Annotated in this window: 18 protein-coding genes; 1 reads left to right on the top strand and 17 read right to left on the bottom strand. The window is 43.9% G+C overall.

Annotation, left to right across the window (positions count from 1 at the left end; translation table 11 throughout):
• Positions 1-2: 2 nt before the first annotated feature.
• Genes AB6811_RS09780 through AB6811_RS09730 form a run of 11 tightly spaced genes read right to left on the bottom strand, consistent with a single transcriptional unit; the run spans position 3 to position 8,827 of the window.
• A complete protein-coding gene (locus AB6811_RS09780) occupies positions 3-1,196 on the bottom strand; it encodes an NADH-quinone oxidoreductase subunit D (RefSeq protein WP_369490274.1) in 1,194 nt (397 codons plus the stop codon).
• The gene (locus AB6811_RS09775) at positions 1,186-1,716 is read right to left on the bottom strand and encodes an NADH-quinone oxidoreductase subunit C (protein ID WP_369490273.1); all 531 of its coding nucleotides are present in this window, start codon (positions 1,714-1,716) and stop codon (positions 1,186-1,188) included. Before AB6811_RS09775 ends, AB6811_RS09780 begins: the two co-directional genes overlap by 11 nt.
• Before the next feature lie 11 nt (positions 1,717-1,727).
• Positions 1,728-2,369 carry a NuoB/complex I 20 kDa subunit family protein gene (locus AB6811_RS09770; RefSeq protein WP_369490272.1) on the bottom strand — a complete coding sequence of 214 codons (642 nt, stop codon included), beginning with the start codon at positions 2,367-2,369 and terminating at the stop codon, positions 1,728-1,730.
• A 28-nt stretch (positions 2,370-2,397) separates the two neighbouring features.
• Complete coding sequence (locus AB6811_RS09765) at positions 2,398-3,303, bottom strand: respiratory chain complex I subunit 1 family protein (protein ID WP_369490271.1); 906 nt, start codon at positions 3,301-3,303, stop codon at positions 2,398-2,400.
• A complete protein-coding gene (locus AB6811_RS09760) occupies positions 3,304-6,429 on the bottom strand; it encodes a proton-conducting transporter transmembrane domain-containing protein (protein WP_369490270.1) in 3,126 nt (1,041 codons plus the stop codon).
• On the bottom strand, positions 6,423-6,797 hold the full coding sequence (locus tag AB6811_RS09755) for a sodium:proton antiporter (protein ID WP_369490269.1): 375 nt from the start codon (positions 6,795-6,797) through the stop codon (positions 6,423-6,425). Before AB6811_RS09755 ends, AB6811_RS09760 begins: the two co-directional genes overlap by 7 nt.
• Positions 6,798-6,799: 2 nt before the next feature.
• Complete coding sequence (locus tag AB6811_RS09750) at positions 6,800-7,501, bottom strand: Na(+)/H(+) antiporter subunit B (RefSeq protein WP_369490268.1); 702 nt, start codon at positions 7,499-7,501, stop codon at positions 6,800-6,802.
• On the bottom strand, positions 7,494-7,736 hold the full coding sequence (locus AB6811_RS09745) for a Na(+)/H(+) antiporter subunit B (RefSeq protein ID WP_369490267.1): 243 nt from the start codon (positions 7,734-7,736) through the stop codon (positions 7,494-7,496). Before AB6811_RS09745 ends, AB6811_RS09750 begins: the two co-directional genes overlap by 8 nt.
• 2 nt (positions 7,737-7,738) lie before the next feature.
• The gene (mnhG, locus tag AB6811_RS09740) at positions 7,739-8,080 is read right to left on the bottom strand and encodes a monovalent cation/H(+) antiporter subunit G (protein ID WP_369490266.1); all 342 of its coding nucleotides are present in this window, start codon (positions 8,078-8,080) and stop codon (positions 7,739-7,741) included.
• Positions 8,080-8,340 (bottom strand): MrpF/PhaF family protein, encoded by a 261-nt coding sequence (locus tag AB6811_RS09735; RefSeq protein ID WP_369490265.1) that lies wholly within the window; start codon positions 8,338-8,340, stop codon positions 8,080-8,082. Before AB6811_RS09735 ends, mnhG begins: the two co-directional genes overlap by 1 nt.
• Positions 8,333-8,827 carry a Na+/H+ antiporter subunit E gene (locus AB6811_RS09730; protein ID WP_369490264.1) on the bottom strand — a complete coding sequence of 165 codons (495 nt, stop codon included), beginning with the start codon at positions 8,825-8,827 and terminating at the stop codon, positions 8,333-8,335. The genes AB6811_RS09735 and AB6811_RS09730 overlap by 8 nt, the downstream gene beginning before the upstream one ends.
• Positions 8,828-9,026: 199 nt before the next feature.
• On the opposite strand from AB6811_RS09730, the gene AB6811_RS09725 reads away from it, so the two are divergent.
• A complete protein-coding gene (locus AB6811_RS09725; RefSeq protein WP_369490263.1) occupies positions 9,027-9,716 on the top strand; it encodes a Crp/Fnr family transcriptional regulator in 690 nt (229 codons plus the stop codon).
• A gap of 97 nt (positions 9,717-9,813) precedes the next feature.
• On the opposite strand, the gene AB6811_RS09720 is transcribed toward AB6811_RS09725, so the two are convergent.
• From AB6811_RS09720 to rsmG, 6 genes are all read right to left on the bottom strand, one after another.
• Positions 9,814-10,869, bottom strand: coding sequence for an RluA family pseudouridine synthase (locus AB6811_RS09720; RefSeq protein ID WP_369490262.1), 1,056 nt, complete (start codon positions 10,867-10,869; stop codon positions 9,814-9,816).
• Positions 10,866-12,803 carry a T9SS type A sorting domain-containing protein gene (locus AB6811_RS09715; RefSeq protein ID WP_369490261.1) on the bottom strand — a complete coding sequence of 646 codons (1,938 nt, stop codon included), beginning with the start codon at positions 12,801-12,803 and terminating at the stop codon, positions 10,866-10,868. Before AB6811_RS09715 ends, AB6811_RS09720 begins: the two co-directional genes overlap by 4 nt.
• Complete coding sequence (locus AB6811_RS09710; protein WP_369490260.1) at positions 12,787-13,665, bottom strand: PASTA domain-containing protein; 879 nt, start codon at positions 13,663-13,665, stop codon at positions 12,787-12,789. Before AB6811_RS09710 ends, AB6811_RS09715 begins: the two co-directional genes overlap by 17 nt.
• A gap of 58 nt (positions 13,666-13,723) precedes the next feature.
• Positions 13,724-14,848 (bottom strand): CofH family radical SAM protein, encoded by a 1,125-nt coding sequence (locus AB6811_RS09705; protein WP_369490259.1) that lies wholly within the window; start codon positions 14,846-14,848, stop codon positions 13,724-13,726.
• Between the two features lie 85 nt (positions 14,849-14,933).
• Positions 14,934-15,089 carry a 50S ribosomal protein L34 gene (rpmH, locus tag AB6811_RS09700; RefSeq protein WP_369490258.1) on the bottom strand — a complete coding sequence of 52 codons (156 nt, stop codon included), beginning with the start codon at positions 15,087-15,089 and terminating at the stop codon, positions 14,934-14,936.
• Positions 15,090-15,440: 351 nt separating this feature from the next.
• Positions 15,441-16,061, bottom strand: a complete 621-nt coding sequence (rsmG, locus tag AB6811_RS09695) for a 16S rRNA (guanine(527)-N(7))-methyltransferase RsmG (RefSeq protein ID WP_369490257.1) — start codon at positions 16,059-16,061, stop codon at positions 15,441-15,443.
• Between the last annotated feature and the right edge of the window lie 11 nt (positions 16,062-16,072).

Here is a 16,072-nt window from a genome sequence, read left to right as displayed (position 1 = left end):
AATTACCTTTCAATTTCAGGTGGATAGGTGTGCAACGAGGTCATAAGGCCAGCCACATCGGCAAGGTTGGTATTGATAATCATTTTTTCAAGCAATGCAACGGCATGGGTGTAGCTTGGCCCGCGAACATTAATACGGCGGGGGTACTCGCTGCCATCGGAAACAATGTAGTAGGCGAACTCGCCACGGGTGCATTCCGACCTCACAAAGGTTTCGCCAGCAGGGACTTTCCAGTGCAAAACATTTGGGGTTGGCGCCTTAAAATCGCCATCTTTGGGCATCTTAGCAAGAATTTGACGGATTAGGTCAACAGTAAGTAAAAGGTCGCGACGGCGGACATCGGCTCTGGTATAGATATCGGAATCCTTCCCCACAACAGGTTCAAAGTCGAGCTCGGGGTATTTCAGGTAAGGGTACTTTTTACGAACATCATCGGGGATGCCGGCCGCACGCGCGTTAGGGCCGGTAATGCCAAACTGGTAAATCCATTTTGGGTCGATATATCCCATACCAACAGTGCGTTTCTTGAAAACTGCATTGTTGAACATCACCCTGTCAATATCAACCATAAACTCCTCAATTGTTTTGAGGGTTTCCTCCATTCGTGCTTCAAATCCATCGGGCAAAAGTCCTCGAACTCCTCCGGGTATGATATACATGTGGTATATACGTCCACCGGTAAGTTCCTCAAAGCGGTCGAGAACCAGGTCGCGGCAGTAGTTGCTCCACTGTCCAATTATTCCCATTCCCAGCGAGCCGGCTTGTCCGCCTATCCACATCAGGTAGCTTTGTAGGCGTGCCATTTCCAATGTAAGAGTTCTAAGCCATTGGGCTGTTTCAGGAATCTCAATCCCAGCCAACTCCTCAACCCCAGCAGCAAAACAGTACTCGTTGAAGTCGGGTTCAGGAACGGTAATTCGGCAAACAATGGGGAAGCACTGAATCCATTTGCGGCGCTCCATCAACTTCTCAAAACCGCGGTGTAGGTATCCCACGTGGGTTTCGCAATCCATAATCTCGTCGCCTAAAAGGGTTAACTCAAGCGACATGTTCCCTGTTATGCCCGGGTGTTGTGGGCCATGCCATAGCTTCACATACTTATGTGAGCTAAGGTCAATATCTACCTTGCCCTCGCTGTTAAGCGGTGGGTAAAGGCTTCTATCCTCGTTTATCTTGAACAGTTTGCTAAATTTCATCGGGGTAAAGTTTTTTCTTCATATACTCCTTTGGATCATGAGTTTCCCTTCCCGGACGAGGGAAGTAGGTTTCCTCAGCGTACTTCTTGGTATCAAAGTCGCGGCGGTAGGGTGGGATATTGTCCCAACCCTCCAGTATAAAGGGTTTATCAACCCTTGGGCTACCGGGAAAGTCAATGCCAAACATTTCGCGGAGCTCACGCTGGTAGGTTGCAGCTTGTTCCCAAAGGTGATGAATGGTGTCCATTGTAGGTTTATCCCTTGGGATAAAAGTTTTAACCATTACATCATTCCTTTTACTGGGATTGTTAAGGATGTAGGTGAGCTGGAATTGATTTTTTTCAATCCAATCCACGGCAGTAAGCTGAACCAGATGAAGGTAGCCTTCAACCTCCTTGAGGTGAGTAACCAGGGTTACCAGTTGTTCCTTTGGAATGCTCATGTGGTAGAGCCCTTGACGCTGTGTCCACACTTCGGCATTAGGGAAAACGGTTTTTATGTTATCAAGTGGTGTGTTCATGGTCGTAACTTTTACCAGTTATAATCGGGCATATCCCAATCCTTAATAATCTTTTTCTGATTTGCCTTATACCAGTCAAAGTTTTTGGCATAAAGGTTAGCCCCTTCACCCTTGCCCTGGCGAATAAGTTCTTTCAGCTTCTCAAACCCAGCCAAAATAGCTTCGGGGCGTGGCATGCAGCCTGCAATATAAACATCAACCGGTAAGTAATGGTCGAGTCTTTTGATGGTATTGTAGCTATCCCAATACATTCCGCCGTTTATTGTGCAACTGCCTAGAGCAATAACAAACTTTGGATTTTGCATTTGCTCGTAGCTGCGGATAACCCTTTTCAGGGTTTTAACGGAAAGATATCCTGATATAATGAATACCGACGATTGACGGGGTGTGGGGCGCCACTGTATGCCAAAACGGTACGCATCGAACCGTGGGGTCATGAGCGGACGCATCTCAATGGCACCGCAACCGGTGCCAAAGCCTAACACCCATAACGATTCCGAGCGGGCCCAGTTCAAAAATTTTTCAAATATGGGAAGTACCGGTTCGTGAACTTTTGGACGAGCGTCGCAAAAGTAGTCCTGAAGCGGATTTATCTCTATTGGTTCCCCATCGGGCGACATTACTGTCCTTTTCTCTAAATCACTTTTACTCATGGTTATAGTGATATTACTAATTTCATAATCAGATTAAAAGAATGGCTATAATTCCAAAAAGTAGTGGAACGCCTAAGAACCAGCGAACGCTTTGGTCAACCCTGAAGCGGGGAAAAGCAACCCCAACAAAAATTGACCATAGGTATATGAAAAAGGTTTTAATGAATAGCTCGGGCCAACTGGTTGCACCTCCATACAGTAAGTTCATGAATAGGATTAGCTTTGCCACAGGGAAAATAGCTCGGTTAAGCTGCAACACACCTAGAAATCCAGAATGATACTCTGTGGGTGGGCCAATAGGAATTTCCTGTGGCGCTAAAACAACATCAAAGGGAGCACGTCCCATGGAACCTAAAAAGGTGAGCATTAGAGCGGCACCGGCAAAGGGATTAGTAAAAATGGTCCAGTTCAATATACCGCCTTGTTGCGCTGCAACAATATCGCTAATATTGAGGGTATGGTACTGCATGGCTATTGATATTACTCCTAGGGTAAGAGGAAGCTCAAGTGCAGTAACCTGCGAAAGACCTCTGGAAACCCCAATTGCCGAATATGGATGTCCACCTTCACCTGCCCCTAAGGCCATACCCAATACACCAAAGAATTGAAAGAAAAGAACAAGGGTAAGGTCCCCAGCAAACGATAGATTATCAAAAATAGGGGAACCATATATTACAGGAAGGAAAAAAAGAAGTCCAATTCCTCCGGTAAGTCTAAAAACTGGGCCTAAGTAGTACATTACACCATGTGTAATTTTGCTCCTTTTGGCATGATTCTTTATTAAGTCGAGGTATGGTTGATACCATCTTATACCATAACGTCTCCCAACTCTTGCTGCTATTTTGGGCATAATGCCCTGAAGAATTAGCCCGTAATTTAAAACTATAAAAAGGGTTAGCAGCAAGTATAGTATTTGTTTAATTCCAAATTCCATTTAGAATCCTCCGTTAATTAAGATGTAAACTATTACAGTAAACCCTAGGATGTGAACTAGGTAAGTTTGTCCATTACCATTGTAGATGCTCCTGATTTTATCGGCTATAGCATGTGCGCCTTCGCCAACAGCATCCCAAAAGTTGGTTATACCCGGAGCTACTAGGAATCCAACGGCCTTTTTATAGGGTGCGTAAAAGTTATATGCAAAATGGGTGGTTTCAGGGCGGAATGGACGTTCAGCAGAATATACAATATTGAACTGCTTTACCTTTTGGGCTTTCCGGTTTATGATGTACAGCCATGCAAAGACGGCACCAAAGATAAGCACCACTATGGCTAGTATAAGTTTACCATTCCAATACCCAAATGGTCCAATAGCTAATTGCCCATGCCAAACCAATGCACCTTCAGGGAAGTAGTTTAACAGAATTTGCCCAATTGGTTTTAGCATTGAGTTTGGTAGCGCTGAAAGAACCAATAGTACTGTAATTATTATATATTGAGGAACAAGCATCCAAAAAGGAGCTTCCTTTACGTTTCGGAGTTCATCCTTGGGTTGCCCCAAAAAGATAGTGTGAATAAGCCTAAAACAGTATAGGAACGAGATTACCCCTGCAAAAAAAGCAATTCCGGCCTGAAAGTACCATCCGTTTTGCATGATGGCGTTGAACATTAACCATTTACCGCCAAAACCTGTTAAGGGTGGCAATCCTGCAATTACTATGATACCAATCAGTACCGATACAAACGAAAAAGGCATTTGCTTAATCAAACCACCCATCTGATACATATACTTGGTTTTGGTTCGCATTACAACACCTCCAATTGCTAGGAATAGTAAGGATTTGAACATGAAGTGTGTGACCACAATTGAAAGGGATGCTAACCAACCAAGGTGCGACATCATGGTTAAACCAAAAAGTGCATATCCCAATACGCCTATGCTTGAATATGCTAATAGCCTTTTAGCGTCTTCCTGGAATGCCGCCATCATATTACCCATAAGAGCGGTAAGAACACCTACCCAGCTTAGCGCATAAAGGACATCGATGCCAAATAGTTTTTGTGGCCCCATGCTTAGGAATAGCATTACCAATCCTAACACTCCGGCTTTCAGGAGAATTGCCGAAACCATTGGCGATACATCGGCCTCGGCCTCAGCGTGCGCGCCTGGTAGCCAAATATGAAGGCCTATTGACGCAAGTTTGGTCATGAAACCTATTGCCATTAGGGTAAATGCAATTGGAGCATAGTAATGTATGTCCTTTAATATTTCAAGTCCCATACCAGTATGGCCTAGCTGTGCAATGCTAAAACCAGCCAGGATTAAGTAGGCTCCCCCAACCGAGAAAAGGATGTAGCTTAATGCATGCTCCATCGATTTTTTACCCCTGATAATCAAGAAGTAAGAGCCTGCAGTCATTAACTCCCAGGCAAAGAAGAATTCCAGTGTGGTTTTAGCCTCGAGTAGCCCTATTAATCCAGCAAACATCATCATTACAAGCGGGTAAAATCCAGTACGTTTACCCTTAAAAGTGTATCCGGCCAGGAGAGTAATTATACCGCCAACTACAAAAATGATAAAGAAGATACTGGTTAACCCATGGAATGTATCCTGATGTGAAAAGTAGTACAACGCCATTGCTCCAATGGCTAAGGTGTTTTTGATGTAAACAGGTAAAAAATCAACTATGTAAAGGAATGCAATGAATGCGGTAGCCATATATATAAAGGTAGATTTGTAACCTGTAATCTCTCCAAAATAAAATCCTAAAGCGTATGTCAACCCAGCAAATAATGCAGTAGGTATAAACTGATGTAGTTTGATTTTAGGGTAATTCTGTTCCACCTCGTCCCATTTGATTGCATAACCCAACCACCGGAACAGGTAAACCCCTTCAAAGAGCGACCCAAGCAGAATTATTGCAAGTAACCAGAAATGGTGGTTACTTGCCAGTTGCATTACCAGTTGCCATTTCCCAAAAAACGATGGGAATGGAGGGAATCCAACCAGAGTAAAAATAAAAGTTCCCATCAGGAAAAGGTAGATTCGATGGCCTCTAATTGCACCCCAATCCTTTAACTTATCAGCATTTACAATGCCTGCAAGCCAAAACAAACCAGCTTTAGCCAGGTAATGCGAGAGGAGGATGGCCAATGCAATAAACTTTGTATTCTCACCAAGGTAAGGCTTTAACCCTATTATGGTCATAATTAAACCAATTTGCCCTACCGATGAGTAGCCCAGAAGCCGCCTGGTGTTTTCCTGCTTAATCCCAAGCAGGTTCGATGCCATAAAGGTTATGGCTCCAATTATGCTTAGGGCATTGAAAAGGGTAAAATTTCCAAACACCATCAACTTGTCCAGAACAAAAATTCCTGCAGTGGCCGATGCCGCTGATATTAAAGCTCCAATTCCGGGATGTGCACCTTCATACACATCTAGCGCCCATCCATTGGCTGGGAATGGTTTTAGCTCCAACACAATGGATAGTAGGACCAGAAAAATTGCTACATATCCACCTTTAATGTATAAAAGCGATGCCTGGCTTATAAAGTCGATATTCAGTGTGCCACCAAAGTAGTAAATGAAAACTGTTCCGAGTAGTAGCAGTCCTGAGATTAAGCCGGTGGCAATAACATACTTAAAACCTGCCGGAATCGATTTACGGTCAGGGTTAAGTATTACCAAACCCGCAATGGCAATGCTCTGTATCTCCATAAAAACAAATAGGTTGAAGAGGTCGCGAGTCATTACCATTACATTTAGGCCTAATACTAGTACTAGAAACACAATCATCATATTTTTGCCAGCGTGCAATAGCTCTTTAGCCAGGTAGATAGCGCCAAGTAATCCAACTGTATTAATAAGAAGCGTAAATATCGATTCGGCTAAGCCCATTTGCAGGTTAATGGCAAAGGGTGGTTTAAATCCCCCGGTAAAAATCTGAACAGATTCTGTTGCATTGCCCCAGAAATGGCTTAACCAACCTGCCGATATGGCAATCATGGCTGCCAGGGCGGTGTAAACAACCCCAAGGGCTAACTTCTCCCTTTTACCTAAAAATCCAAGCGCAAAAGCTACTCCCAGCGCTATGGAAACTATATGTATTGGGTTTACCATTTCAAATCGGTGTATGAGTTAATATCAAGTGATTTTTTCTCCCTATACATTCGCAAAACATATGCAAGCATAAGGGCTGTAACGCCTAGTCCAATTACAATTGAGGTGAGAACAAGCGCTTGTGGCACAGGGTCTGCTACTTTGCTTGCAGCTTGCGACACATCTACAGCCTTATCGATAATTGGTGCGGTGCTGTTTTTAATATAAGCCATGCTAACAATCACTATGTTAAGGCCAGTATCGAACAGGCTGAAACCAATTACAATCTTTATCAGGTTTTTCTGGGTAATCATACCCCATAAGCCAACTACTATCAGCATAAAGCCTATAAGCATGGCAAGAAACTCAAGTGTAAGGTATTGCGCCATAGCTAAATCTCGTTTTGGTTTTCCTTAAGTGAATCGAGTATGCCTGTTAGCTCAGAGCCAACCTTAATGCCAATGAAAACATATATTATTGGAATGGCGCCTGCGCTTAAAAGGCTTCCGAGTTTGCCCAGTGGTAAAAAAGCGTTGTTTAGGAAACCGCTAGCCAGAATAAGGCCCAGTATTCCCATTGCAACAAATCCAACTCCTGATACCGATTCAAGAACCGATATCAGCTTGTGGTTAAACCTTGAGGCGGGTCGGGCAAGTATTATCATCATAACACCTGTGGCAATAACAGCACCACCCTGAAAACCTCCGCCAGGGGTAAGGTGCCCATTTACAAAAATGTAAACACCCAGCATGAAAATGGTTGGCACAAGCAGTGTGGATGCTGTTTCCAGAATTTCGCTTGTTTTCCTTAGCTTGTTGGGCCTTCCATTATCGGCATTCATTACTTTTAGAAAGAAGCCCACAATTGCCGCAGCAATGAACAAAATGGTGACCTCGCCTAGGGTGTCGAATCCACGATAAGTAACTACCACGGCAGTTACCAGGTTGGCTGCACCCACTTCGGTAGGTCCGTTTTCTGCGTAGTAACGCGCCAGCGGATTAAGCTCATTGCTCCCAGTAAAGTTGATGAGTAAACTGCTGATTACAGCAACAAACCCAACCAGTAGTAGCAATAACATTCCTTTCTTAGTCATTGGAGTGTCGGATTTTGTTTAAAACGTAAAAGAAAATAATCGTGGAAAGTCCACTACCTATCGATGCTTCGGTTAGTGCTACATCGGGTGCAGCAAGTAAAAGGTACAGTACCGATGCAAAAAGCCCAACTGCCCCAGTGGCAATAATGGCCACCTTTGTGTTCTTGTGGTAGATGGCAGTTACTGCCAGCACAAGGATAACTACTCCTAGAAATATTGCAAGAATTAAACTCATAGCTATTCCTCCTTAGGTTTGTTTTCGCTTTCCACCAAGAGGTCGGCAACCGTTTTATCGGTCATTTTTGTACCCCTAAAGTGTGCAGCACGCGAAATCACGTTCGATGAAACCGGGTTGGTGATAAGCACAAAGAACATAATGACTAGCAGTTTCCAAATCCAGGCAGGATTTACTATGGCTAGCCCAATTAGGCTAAGAATGGTTCCCAGGGTCGACGCCTTGGTACCAGCCTGAATGCGGTTGAACAGGTCAGGCATGCGAACTATGCCAAGGCCACCTAAAAATATGAAGATGGAACCCACAAGGGTTACCGATGCTCCTATAAGTTCACGTATTTCCATCACAACCCCCTTTCGATATACCTACCTATTACTACTACGCTCAGGAAGCTGAGTAAACCGTAAACCAGAGCCACATCCAGATAGATAATTCTACCGGCAAAGTGGGCGATTAGAGCAATTACCGATATTGAGGCCACGGTCATCACATCAAAAGCAATGGTTCGGTCAGTGACATCGGGACCCTTTATGAATCGGAGCAATGCCAGCAGGATGCCCAAGGCCATGAGCACACCTGCCATAATTAGAATGGTGTTAACCATAAATCACCTCCAGCAACTTTTCGAATTTTCCCAGAATTTTCCGGCTTGCCTCTTCGGTATCAAGCGTTTTTACATCAATCCAGTGGATGTACAGCTCATCATCCTTGATGTCGATGGTAAGTGTACCTGGAGTCAGGGTGATAGAGTTTGCCAGAATCATCCGCCCTATGGGCGATTTAAGCCGTGTTTTAACCTTTACTATCCCTGGGTTTATGGGAAGTTTAGGGTTTAACACCCTAAGCGCCACATCGATGTTCGATTTTACTATCTCCCAGCTAAGCACAAAAAGGTAGATTAATGAGTAAACGAACACCTTAGGGGTCATGCGAAACCTCCCAAAAACGTTGCTATTCTTCCCAAAAATTAGGGCAAGAGTAACGGCAAGTGCCAAGCCCAATAGTAGACTTGTAAGCTCAAGCGTACCCGTAAGCAGCAACCAAATCAGGAAAAGTAAAACAAACAGGTTTGCTACATTTCTGATATTCATTGGTTTATAGTTTGTTTTGTGAATTAAAATAAACAGATATATAGATATGTAAAAGTAGATATGTTATTTGACTAACAAATAATTAAAGCAGTAACATATTAGGGTAAAAAGATTAAATTTGCAAAGGTTTTCAATTAACATATGTTGATAAAAACGATGATTTACATCACCGTTTCTTGAATTGTAATTTCATTAACAGATGGTTGAGTCAAAAAAATCATGCCTGCTTTGCAATAACAAGTCAGAATGTTTTAGGCAGCTGAGCGACTCTCAGCTTGATTTTGCTAATAGCAACAGGGCTGAAATATCGTACCGCAAGGGGGAGATGATTGCCAAGCAAGGAAACTTTTATACCCATATCCTTTACTTGCAAAGCGGGATGGTTAAGGTTTACAAGGAGTTGCCCGATGGCAGTAACCTTATTTTGAGCATATTTGGTGTGGGCAGTTTGATTGGTTTACCCTTCCTTTTCAAAAACCAGATTCTGGACTACTCCGTAGCTGCGCTTGACAATACAACCATATGCGCCATCGACAGGCATGCTTTTGAAAAACTTATTCACGAGAATGGCGAATTTGCCGCCGAGGTGGTAAACCAGCTTAATCAGTGTACGCTTTACAATTACGACAGGCTGGTAAGCCTTACCCATAAGCAAATAAATGGGCGTTTTGCCGATACGCTCCTTTACCTCTATAGAGTGGTTTACAAGGCTAACCCCTTTAACCTTACCTTGAGCCGTAAGGATTTGGCTGAATATACTGGGGTTTCGGTTATGAGCGTTATACGCGCCATCAGGGAGTTTAAGAACGATGGAATTATTGATATAAGCGGTAATAGGGTTGAAATCCTTAATTTCAGTCAGCTGGAGCGGATAAGTAGAACAGGTTAATTCTTATAGTTTTACAAGCCCTTGATTAAAATTGAGAATATGGTAGCTGATCAAAAGGTAGATTAAAACTGCAAATGGAATTATTCCAAACCTTTACTTAAACCCCTTTGCCGTATGCTCTCCATTTCTCAATCAGCGCAGACATGTCGTATGGTAGCTGCGAGTCAAAGTGCATTTTCTTGTTGGTGAGTGGGTGGGTAAACCCGAGCGTTTTGGCGTGCAGGGCATGGCGGGGGCATAGCTCAAAGCAGTTCTCCACAAACTGCTTGTACTTTGTGGTTAGGTTGCCCTTTAGGATTTTATCGCCTCCGTAAACCTCATCGCTGAAAAGCGGATGCCTGATGTACTCCATGTGGGCACGTATTTGGTGCGTACGGCCAGTTTCCAGCTTACATTCAATAAGGGTTACAAACCCAAATCGCTCAATTACCTTCCAGTGCGTTACAGCATGCTTCCCCTGCTCGCCATCGGAGAATACCTGCATTTTTTTTCGGTCACGGATACTACGGCCTATATGACCGGTAATCGTTCCACTATCGGTTTCCATATCGCCCCATACAAGCGCAATGTATAGCCTATCAGTGCTTCGCTCAAAGAACTGCCGGGCTAGGCGATTCATGGCCATCTCGGTTTTGGCAATAACCAGCAACCCCGATGTGTTGCGGTCGATACGGTGAACCAGCCCGGGCCTTACTTCGCCGCTCTTGAAGAGCGGAACGTCGCGCAGGTGGTAAAGTAGGGCATTAACTAATGTTCCGGTGAAGTTACCATGTGCCGGATGCACAACCATTCCTGCAGGCTTATTCACCACAAGTAAAGCTTCGTCCTCATAAACTATTTCGATAGGGATATTCTCGGGTTTGATATCGGTTTCGCGGGGTGGGTAAGCCAGAACAATGGAAATGGTATCGAGCGGCTTTACCTTGTACGACGATTTAACGGCCTTTCCGTTAACCAGGATATTGCCCGCATCGGCAGCCCCCTGAATACGGTTGCGGCTCACATTCCGTATCTTATCGGTAAGGAATTTATCGATTCGCGTTGGTGTTTGTCCCTTATCAACCTCAATGCGGAAATGCTCATACAGGTCGGCCTGTTCCGCCGTTCCGTTTTCCAAGTCATCGTCGGGGTCAAGCAGCCGATTTTGGTTCATCGCTTAATAATCACTTTGGAAGTAAGGGATTGTCCGTTGGCAAGGTTCACCTTTAGTAGGTACATTCCTGTTGGGATGTGTTCAACATCGATAGGTTCGTTCTGATAAACCGATTTAGACTCAATTACCTGACCGGTTATAGAAATTAGTTGGTATGAATTTACAGCAATTCCATTACCAACATCGATATAAATCTTTTCGCTTGCCGGATTCGGATAAACCCTGATGTTACTGGTAGTAGATATAGGTGCAGTGGTGGGATTTTGGTAAAGCTTGCCAAAAATAGGTCTGATCATTATAGTTCCCTCAAACTGGGTGTTTGTCCAGTAACCGGGTAGGGTGTGAAAAATTCTCTCCCGACTATTTGTGTTGCGGTCAAATCCAACATTCAAAAACTCAATGGTACTTTGCTGCCATCCTATGTAGAAGTTGCCAACGGGTATCGAAACGGGGTCGGTACGGTAAACGGTAAAGCAGTTCAGGCTATCGGTGAATAGGGGGCGGGTTGTGCTTCTCTGGTAGAGTAGTTCACCCGGTTTGCCATTGTTATCGGCCCAAATGGATATTTTAAAGGGCTCGTTATTGGCATCCTGGTAGCTGCGGTTAAAGTAAATCATTACGCCAACCAGGTTGTCGGCCTTGTAGCTGTAAAACTTTTGGGCAATCATGGCGTTAATGGTACCCTCGCCAAAAAGGCCATAGCCGCTTTCGGCCGAACCATCGTCGAGGGCGTAGTAGTTGTAGAAGTTGAGCTGGTGAACCAGCGAGTCGTTGTACCTTAAATGCTTGGTTGATTCATCAAAATCCGTTTGGAGAAAAGTTTTGAGCAGGAATTTGGCGGAGTCGGGCCAAGCAGAGGTGAAGGTGTAGTCGAATGGTCGGGTGTATGTGAATTCCTCATACCCATAAATGTTTTCGGCTCCTCCAGAAAACGTGTATTCGTTGCCGGTTGAAAGGTTGGTAACCGCAAAGCGGCGGGTAACGTTCCATGTGGTGGGACCAAGGTTGTTGTATACAATAGAAAACTCGCGGGGATTCTTAATTTCAGAAACTTCAGCATCGGCAAAATGTGTCCATGGAACCGATGTGTAGTTCTTCAGTATCGATTTTATTGGTTTGCGGAACGCAATGTCGTTGTATATGGTGTCGTCCCAGTTACGGAGCCTGTTCAGGTAAACCATATCAATATGCCAATGGTCGGAGTTGGTTTTGTAGCCGGGCACAGTGGCATTCTCCATGAGCGAAGCATACCCAATAAAGCGAAAACGGAAACCGTTTTCTAAGAAAATGGGATTATCAATATTGATGTTAACTGTAAAGAATGTTGAGTCGAGCTTAGTGGAACTTTTCTCATCCTTATGGTTGAGCAGGTGGTTATAAAAAGCGATCTTGTTAGCGTTGAAGTCAACCGATGAAGCCCAGCCTCTAACCCAGCGGTTTTCCGATGGGCTAAATAGTTCAAGTACCAGCGAGTCATTTGGGCTAGGCTGATAACCCAACCCTCCGGGTTGAACGCTGAACGATAGGTATATGCTATCGGTTGCAGGGTAGTTTAGGTTTATGGGGAGCGATGTTAGTGTATCGGCAGGCTGAGGGGTGGTGGTTAGGTGCTGATGTAAAACTCCCTTGCGGTTGACTGCATCGAATGTTGCCACCCCAATGGTAGGAGGGTTTATGGCATAGGTCTTATTGGATATCGCATTGCTAGGTTCCCAGAGCTCTGGGGTGGGATAGGGGGTATTTCGGGCAAAATCGTCGAAAAATGGTAATGACAGATTCGTTTTTGTGTAATTACTTTTCTTTGTAACATCACTTATGGTACGATAGCCCGAAAGGTTAACCAGAACCTCCTGCCCATAGCATAGGGATGATACAAAAATAAATCCTAGAATGTTTAATGCTTTCCGCATTGTATTGCTATTCAATAATTTCATCGGCATGTTTAGCCGGCATTGTGTTAACCGAGTCCGCATGCTCAATCTTTGGTATGCGTGCCTGGTTTAGTGTAAGCCATATATCAACCCTAGTTCCAAAGCCAAGGGTTGCGTTCTCCATGTAGGCAGGGTACTGGCTATACACCCTAGCATCTAACGAGTCGTTGTGCGTAATTATTGTTTCGTCGTACCTTATTCTACCAACATTGAGCGATGCTTCAATTATTCTGCTTACTGCATCGTTAAGCTTAAGACCTATGAGTAGCGGTATTCCTGTACGTTCGCCCTGCATACCCTGACCTAAAACCAGGTCGATTTTTGAGCCCTTGGGGATGCGTGTGCCAGGTTCCGCAGTTTTGCCTTCAAAGCGTTGTTCAAGAACATTGTTTAGCCCTAGGTCGGGGCGGAAGTATAGGGTGCCAACCTCAAAGCCTTCCTGCTCAAGGATAGCCTTTGCTTGTCTCAGCGTGTAGCCAACAATATTGGGGATTTCAATTTTGATAGGGTTTTTGGCGTTGATGGTAACAAATACCCTTCGGTTCTTTTTAACCATGGTGCCAGGTTCGGGGTTCTGGGAAATTACGCTTCCCGGTTTCTTGTTAAATATGTAAACCGAATCGGCTATTTCAATCCTCAAGTTGTTATCGGCAATCACCTCAGCTGCTTCCTCTACTGCCATACCCAAAAGTGTTGGTGTTGGTTGTTCCTGGTTATGCCTGGTGTATATCCTCAGAAAGATCATGAGTACAATAAGTACTCCAAGAATCAACCCTAATCCATTTATTATGGTGTTAACGTAGGGGATTTTGTATATCTTCAGAAGGTACTGTTTTACTTTCTCGAATGCAGTTTTGGTTGTCATAATGCAAGGTAATTAAACATGATACAAAAATAGCATAAACATGTAATAATGCTACCAATTAGCTGTATACCTTAATAATATTATATAGCGAATCGCGCTCGGCCGGAATCTTACCCGCTTCTCTTACAAGTTGTGTCAACCGGTTAACTGTCATTACTGGCTTTTGCTCTTCAGCTCCGGCCATGGAGTATATCTTTGTGGTATCGTCGATAGTTCCGTCAATATCATCGGCGCCAAAATGGATTGCAAGGCGGGTGTTCTGTATCCCGAGCATTGGCCAGTAGGCCTTTAGATGCTTAATATTGTCCATGAAGATTCGGGATACTGCAAAATTGCGAAGGTCCTCGGTTAGGTTAACTTCGCCTAGGTATCCCATGGGGTTGTTTGCGGAACGGAACTTAAGAGGGATAAAGCAGTTAAAACCATGGGTTTCGTCCTGAAGGTTGCGGATGGCCTCCATGTGTTGGACCCTATGCTTGTAGCTCTCAATGTGGCCATAAAGCATGGTAGCATTGGATTGTATGCCATTTTGATGTGCTGCTTTGTGGATTGCCAGCCATGTTTCGCCCGATGCTTTATCGGGGCATATTTTGGCTCTCACGGCCGGGTCGAAAATCTCAGCACCCCCGCCGGGGATGGAATCTAAACCATACTCTTTGAGTTTCCTCAAACCCTCCGCGTACGAAAGCTTGCTTTTACGAATCACATAGTCGAGTTCAATGGCCGAGAAGGCTTTAACGTGAATGTTCGGAAGTATCTCCTTAACGGTTTTAATCATTTTCCCGTAGTAGTCCAAATCCCATTTTGGGTGAACACCGCCAACAATGTGTACTTCTGTAACATCGCTATTTTGGTAGTTGAGGGCAATTTTTTTGATATCGTCAAGATTATAAACCCAGCTCTCAGGGTCGCCAGCACCCTTATGGTACGAACAGAATTTGCAGTTAAAAACACACAGGTTGGTTGGCTCTATGTGGAAGTTCTTGTTGAAGAGAACGTAATCGCCATTTATCCTGCCACTTGTAATATTTGCCAATTGCGATAGTAGGGCTAAATCGGCTTTCTCGTAAAGGTACACAGCCTCGTTTGGCTGTATACGTTGCCCATCCATTACCTTGCTTGTAATGTGTTTGAGAAAATCATCGTTGATGTTGGGTGCTATTGTTTTTACAATGGGTTCCATGTTAAAAATTTGCGGTAAATATACACCAAGAAAACAAAAAAGGCAGGTTAATTACCCGCCTTTATCTGTTATGATTGATTAGTAATTATTTCCGGAAGATTTCATCGGAAACTGTCAGTCTTTTTCTTCCCTTTGCACGGCGGGCAGCCAGAACCCTGCGGCCATTGTGGGTCGACATACGTTCACGGAATCCGTGTTTATTTCTTCTTTTCCTGATGGATGGCTGAAATGTTCTTTTCATCTCTGTATGCTTTTACTAATTATTATTTCCAGCAAATCTATGGCTTTTTTAAACCCATTTTGGGTTCGCAAAGGTAAAACAATTTTTCAATATTAAAAAACACCTGGTTAAAAATTCAAAAAATAGTTAGCCGCACATCCCTTAGCCAGGGGGTTGGTTTAGGTACTTGATAACCGCTGAGTTGACACATAGGCGACTACTATAATGCTCAACCCTTTAATATGCATTTTACTGATAATCAATGTGCTAAAAAGCATCGAAGCTTATATAGCACCATTTAGGCCAGATTTTGAATCAACCCACTTTATCCATTATCCTTTATCCTTTACCCTTTATTCATTATCCTTTACCTCACACCTCAATATGTATCACATACTTTTCAACGAAGTAATCGTCCTCAAAAAAATCGTCAATATTCCATTTTGTAGCCCACTTGTGGTAGGGCTTTAGCTCCTCTTTTATGTCGCCTCCTTTAAGACAGATTAGGCCGTTAGGCAGGTTGTTAATGCCCCCGGGGTGAATGTTTTTTTCAACCCAAGCCATTAGCTTTGGAACAGGAGCCACTGCACGGCTCACAACAAAATCCCACTCCTGTTTTAGATCCTCAGCGCGGGCGGTGATTACCTCAACATTATGTAAGCCAACGGCTTTGGCTACCTCGGAGGTTACCTTTGTTTTTTTAGCTATGGAATCAACCAGGGTAAATTTACAGTTTGGGAAAAGGATGGCAAGGGGGATGCCCGGAAAACCGCCACCAGTGCCAATATCCATAATGGTTGTGCCTTTGGCAAACTGAACAACCTTTGCTATGGCCAAGGAATGCAGAACATGGTGAATCATCAGATTGTCGATATCCTTACGGGAGATAACGTTGATTTGTGAGTTCCATAGCCTGTAAAGTGGCTCAAGCTGTGCAAACTGATCGCGTTGAGCTTGTGTTAGCTCAGGAAAGTATTGTGCAATTTGTTCCATGGCAAAATGTA

This window comes from Tenuifilum sp. 4138str (genome assembly GCF_041102575.1).
Classification (GTDB): domain Bacteria; phylum Bacteroidota; class Bacteroidia; order Bacteroidales; family Tenuifilaceae; genus Tenuifilum; species Tenuifilum osseticum.
Note: the sequence above shows the minus strand (reverse complement) of the source record. Positions and strands in the feature narration are given on the sequence as shown.